This window comes from Amnimonas aquatica (assembly GCF_002943415.1).
GTDB classification, from domain to species: Bacteria; Pseudomonadota; Gammaproteobacteria; order Pseudomonadales; family Moraxellaceae; genus Perlucidibaca; species Perlucidibaca aquatica_A.
This window is the reverse complement of the sequence record NZ_PTQZ01000352.1, coordinates 1-1,203: the sequence shown is the minus strand read 5'-3', so window position 1 is coordinate 1,203 and position 1,203 is coordinate 1. Positions and strand designations below refer to the sequence as shown.

1 protein-coding gene is annotated in these 1,203 nt (G+C 68.7%); it reads right to left on the bottom strand.

Annotated elements, in window-relative coordinates; translation table 11 throughout:
* Positions 1–57: 57 nt before the first annotated feature.
* On the bottom strand, positions 58–1,203 hold a 1,146-nt coding region (locus tag C5O18_RS09875), incomplete at its 5' end, for a PepSY-associated TM helix domain-containing protein (RefSeq protein WP_105193452.1).

The following is a 1,203-nucleotide window of genomic DNA, read 5'->3' as shown; positions in this document are numbered from 1 at the left end:
GCGAGCCAGCCCAGCGAGACCGTGCACGCCACCAGGGCGGCGGCAAGCATGAAGGCATCAGACATGAGCGGCCTCCCGTGCGGCGCCGGCCGGCACTGCGGCGGCACGACCGAGGCGACGGGCCGCGACCACCGCGACCACCGCGCCGGCCAGCATGAACAGGTCCGTCCCGGCCACCGGCCAGTAGCCGATACTGATGGTGCGCAGCAGATGATCACCCGTGGTCACCCAGTTCAGCGCCACCGCCGCCAGCGCCAGCACGGCGATCAGCCAGCTCTGCTCGCGCCAGGCCGGCGCCATGCGCGCCTCCGCCACCGGCCCGGTGCGCAGGAAGGCATGCGCCATGGCCAGCAGCCAGGCACCCCAGAAAATGTACTGCTCGAGATCACCGCGTCCCGGCCAGCCGGCCGGTGACACTTCGGGCAGCAGGCGGTTGGCGACCAGCATGGCCAGTGTCGCCACCAGCATGCCGGTCACCGTGGTCACCGCCAGCGCGTCGACCACGCGCGCGCCCTGGCCACCCTGCTTCGCGTGCTGACGCTTGCGCTTCTCGACGAAGAAGATAAACCCGGTGGCGATGCAGACGCAGCCGGCCAGTCCGCCCAGCACATACAGCCAGCGCAGCAGCCAGTGACGGAAATGCTGCAGGTGCAGACCGGTGAGGAACTCGCCCACGCTCGCCACCACCGTGGTCGGCGGATCCACGTGCAGCACTTCGCCGGTGGAGGCCTTGAAGTGGATGCCTTCGCCAGTGAGCGCGATGCGGTCGGTGCCGGCACGGTAGATGCTCACATAACCGTTGGCATCGCCCGGGTACTGCACGGCGAGGAAGCCGACATCGCCGGCCATGTCGCGCTCGGCCCAGCGCCGCTGCGCCTCGGCCACCATGGCATCGACCGATGCCAGCGGCGCGGCGATGCCCGAACGCTTGTCCGGCAGGCCGGTTTCCTGCGCCTCGACCTGCTCGTGCAGATCGTGCAGCGGCTCGAGCTGGGTGTGCGTGATCGGGAAATAGATGCCGGCGAAGATCACCAGACCGGTGAAGGCGAAGAAGAAATGGAAAGGCAGCGCCACCACGCCGGTCAGGTTGTGCAGGTCGAGCGCGCTGCGCTGCGTACTCTTCTTCGGCCGGAAGGTGAACAGCTCGCGGAAGATCTTGCGGTGCATGACCACGCCGGTGACCAGCGCGACCAGCATGATGAG